The following is a 3,422-nucleotide window of genomic DNA, read 5'->3' as shown; positions in this document are numbered from 1 at the left end:
GATGAGCGGCGCACGGCTGGTAACTACCGCCCTGCATGAATTGGAGGAACGTGGCGGCCGCTACGCCCTGTGCACCATGTGCATCGGCGTGGGCCAGGGCATCGCGCTGATCATCGAGCGCCTGTCCGACTAAAGATTCGCGATTCCCGGGGAGCCTAGCGGTATCCTTGGGGCATGCACTCAAAGCCCACGGTGTGCGGTGGGCTGATACACAAAAATAATTCGAGTGAACTCATGAACATGCCTATTCCAAACGCCGTGCTTAACCCTGTGCTGGACCCGCTGGAAACCGCCAGCGTCGACGAACTGCGCGCCCATCAACTGGAGCGCCTGCGCTGGAGCCTGCGCCACGCCTACCAGAATGTGCCGCTGTACCGTCAGCGCTTCGACGCGCTGGGGGTGCACCCGGATGACATCAAGTCCCTGGACGACCTGGCCAGGTTCCCGTTCACCACCAAGGGCGACCTGCGGGACAGTTACCCCTACGGCATGTTTGCCGTGCCGATGAACGAGGTGGTGCGCCTGCATGCGTCCAGCGGCACCACCGGCAAGCCGACGGTAGTGGGTTACACCCAGAACGACATCGACACCTGGGCCAATGTGGTGGCCCGCTCGATCCGCGCGGCCGGTGGGCGGCGTGGCGACAAGGTGCATATTTCCTATGGCTACGGGCTGTTCACCGGCGGCCTTGGTGCCCACTACGGCGCGGAACGCCTGGGTTGTACGGTGATTCCGATGTCCGGCGGGCAGACGGAAAAACAGGTGCAACTGATCAAGGATTTCCAGCCGGACATCATCATGGTCACGCCCTCGTACATGCTGAACATTGCCGATGAAATCGAGCGCCAGGGCATTGATCCACAGAAGCTGGCGTTGCGACTGGGGATCTTTGGGGCCGAGCCGTGGACTGCCGAGCTGCGCAGTGCAATCGAGGCGCGACTGGGGATTACGGCGCTGGATATTTATGGGCTGTCGGAAATCATGGGGCCTGGGGTGGCCATGGAGTGTGCGGAAACCAAGGATGGCCCGACCATTTGGGAGGATCACTTCTACCCGGAGATCATCGACCCGGTGACGGGTGAGGTGCTGCCGGACGGGCAGATGGGTGAACTGGTGTTTACCTCCTTGAGCAAGGAGGCGCTGCCGATGATTCGCTACCGCACCCGGGATTTGACGCGGTTGCTGCCGGGGACTGCGCGGCCGATGCGGCGGATCGACAAGATCACCGGGCGCAGTGATGACATGCTGATCATTCGCGGGGTTAATGTGTTTCCCACGCAGATCGAGGAGCAGGTGCTTAAAATAAAACAGCTTTCAGAGTGTTATGAGATACATCTGTATCGTAATGGCAACCTGGACAGTGTGGATGTGCATGTGGAGCTGAAGGCTGAGCATCAGCACCTCAATGATGAACAACAGAAAGCCGTCTCCAGCGAACTGAGCAGGCACATCAAGACGTATATCGGGATCAGCTCGCGTATCGTTTTGCAGCCGCTGCATTCGATCAAGCGGTCAGAGGGGAAGGCATGCCATGTGATGGATCGTCGCCCTAAGGCATGACTGCTGCACCTTTTTGGCCCCGCATTTGCGGGGCTTTTTTTTGCTCGTTTTTTGGGGTGGGGGTAGAGCACCAGCAAAATCAAAGGCGCACACGGTTCAAATGTGGGAGCGGGCTTGCTCGCGAAGGTCGTTAACGATGACGCGGGCATCCTGATTCAACGCGGCGCACTCAGGTTCTTCGCGAGCAAGCCCGCTCCCACATAAAGCGGCCCTGTTTTTTGCCTACTGGCCCTGCTTACCACGATGACCGGGAACCCTATGCCGCCGTTACCGTAGCGACAGATATCTGCTCCCTTCCCGCAAAGCGATACAACATCAAATAACGACACCATATTTTGTGTTTGATATTAATTTCCGTATCGCTTATAAAGTCCTCCATGCCTACGACAAAACACAAGGCGGGAGACCCCCCATGTACGCACAGCTTGTAGAAACCGGAGTAAAGCGCATCAAGGACCTCTCCGAGATGTCCGACCAGGAACGCGCTTTCCAGGAAAAAATCGACGCCGAAATCAAGATCGAAGCCAAGAACTGGATGCCCGACGCCTACCGTCAAACCCTGATCCGCCAGATCTCCCAACACGCCCACTCGGAAATCGTCGGCATGCTGCCCGAGGGCAACTGGGTCACCCGCGCCCCCACCCTCAAACGCAAGCTGCAACTGATGGCCAAGATCCAGGACGAAGCCGGCCACGGCCTGTACCTCTACAGCGCCATGGAAACCCTGGGCGCCGACCGCGACGAAGAAATCGCCAAGCTCCACAGCGGCAAGGCCAAGTACTCCAGCATCTTCAACTACCCCACCCTGAACTGGGCCGACATGGGCGCAGTAGGCTGGCTGGTAGACGGCGCCGCCATCGTCAACCAGGTGGTACTGCAGCGCACCTCCTACGGCCCCTACTCCCGGGCCATGGTGCGCATCTGCAAGGAAGAAAGCTTTCACCAGCGCCAGGGCTACGAACTGCTGCTGACCATGATGCGCCAGGGCACCCAGGCGCAAAAAGACATGGTCCAGGACGCGATCAACCGCCTCTGGTGGCCATCGCTGATGATGTTCGGCCCCAGCGACGAACACTCGCCCAACAGCGCCCAGTCCATGGCCTGGAAAATCAAGCGCCAGAGCAACGACGAACTGCGCCAGCGCTTCATCGACCAGACCATCCCGCAGCTGGAGCTGCTGGGCTGCACCTGCCCCGACCCGGACCTGAAGTGGAACGCCGAACGCGGCCATTACGATTTCGGCGAGATCCAGTGGAGCGAGTTCTACGAAGTGCTCAAGGGCAACGGCCCGTGCAACCAGGAACGCGTCGCCACCCGCCGCAAGGCGATTGAAGACGGTGCCTGGGTACGCGAAGCCGCCGTCGCCCACGCCCGTAAAAAACAGAACAAGAACGCCGCCTGATCGGCCACCTGATGTGGAGTCACCGTTATGTCTGAATGGACCCTGTTTGAAGTCTTCGTGCGCAGCAAGCACGGCCTGAATCACAAGCATGTGGGCAGCGTGCATGCCGCCGACACCACCATGGCCATCGAAAACGCCCGGGAGCTGTACACCCGCCGCAGCGAAGGCGTGAGCCTGTGGGTAGTGCCTTCCGCGCTGATCACCGCCTCGTCGCCGGACGAGAAAGACCCGCTGTTCGACCCGGCCGATGACAAGGTCTACCGCCACGCCAGCTTCTACGAGTTGCCGGCCGAAGTCGGGCATATGTGAGGTCGACCATGAACCCTGAAACCGATCTGATCGAATACCTGCTGCGCCTCGGCGACAGCGCCCTGATCCAGGGCCAGCGCCTGTGCCAGTGGTGCGGCCATGCGCCGGCGCTGGAAGAAGAACTGGCGCTGATGAACGTCGGCCTCGACCT

Annotated in this window: 4 protein-coding genes and 1 pseudogene; all 5 read left to right on the top strand. The window is 60.1% G+C overall.

Going from position 1 to position 3,422, the window contains the following annotated elements; all coding sequences use genetic code 11:
* Positions 1–133, top strand: a pseudogene (locus HX846_RS11195) (3-oxoadipyl-CoA thiolase); the annotation flags it as partial.
* 101 nt (positions 134–234) lie between these two features.
* Positions 235–1,560, top strand: coding sequence for a phenylacetate--CoA ligase PaaK (paaK, locus tag HX846_RS11190; protein ID WP_102368711.1), 1,326 nt, complete (start codon positions 235–237; stop codon positions 1,558–1,560).
* 412 nt (positions 1,561–1,972) lie between these two features.
* Positions 1,973–2,962, top strand: coding sequence for a 1,2-phenylacetyl-CoA epoxidase subunit PaaA (paaA, locus tag HX846_RS11185; protein ID WP_003208897.1), 990 nt, complete (start codon positions 1,973–1,975; stop codon positions 2,960–2,962).
* Positions 2,963–2,989: 27 nt separating this feature from the next.
* Positions 2,990–3,271, top strand: a complete 282-nt coding sequence (paaB, locus tag HX846_RS11180; RefSeq protein ID WP_003208899.1) for a 1,2-phenylacetyl-CoA epoxidase subunit PaaB — start codon at positions 2,990–2,992, stop codon at positions 3,269–3,271.
* 8 nt (positions 3,272–3,279) lie between these two features.
* A partial coding sequence (locus HX846_RS11175) for a Phenylacetic acid catabolic protein (RefSeq protein WP_178965392.1) occupies positions 3,280–3,422 on the top strand: 143 nt, incomplete at its 3' end.

This window comes from Pseudomonas sp. K5002 (assembly GCF_013386655.1).
Taxonomy (GTDB): Bacteria; Pseudomonadota; Gammaproteobacteria; order Pseudomonadales; family Pseudomonadaceae; genus Aquipseudomonas.
Note: the sequence above shows the minus strand (reverse complement) of the source record. Positions and strands in the feature narration are given on the sequence as shown.